Source organism: Bacillus sp. 05T31, from assembly GCF_056396725.1.
In genome coordinates, this window is sequence record NZ_JBFTMA010001422.1 from 1 (window position 1) to 425 (window position 425).

The 425-nt window shown below is 38.8% G+C and carries 1 protein-coding gene; it reads left to right on the plus strand.

The annotated features are described in order from the left end of the window. Positions 1-425: Cna B-type domain-containing protein (locus tag AC1DJR_RS33625; protein ID WP_477004636.1), on the plus strand; the 425-nt coding region annotated here is incomplete at both ends.

A 425-nucleotide genomic window follows, 5' to 3' on the forward strand; every position in this document is an offset into this window, starting at 1 on the left:
AAGTATGAAGTAAAAGAACAAGCAGTAGACGGATATCAAACAGAAGTAAAAGGTAATGACATCACGAATACAAAGGTTGGCAAAACAAAAGTAGAAGGAACAAAGACGTGGAAAGACGACAATGCGAAAGATCGTCCGACGATGATTAAAGTAGACCTACTACAAAATGGCAAGGTAATCGATACAAAAGAAGTAAGCGCAGCAAGCGAATGGAAATATGCGTTTACAGATTTAGCGGCATACGATGCCGAAGGCAAGGCATATAAGTATGAAGTGAAAGAACAAGCAGTAGACGGATATCAAACAGAAGTAAAAGGTAATGACATCACGAATACAAAGGTTGGCAAAACAAAAGTAGAAGGAACGAAAACATGGAAAGACGATAACGCGAAAGATCGTCCGGAAATGATTAAAGTAGACCTACT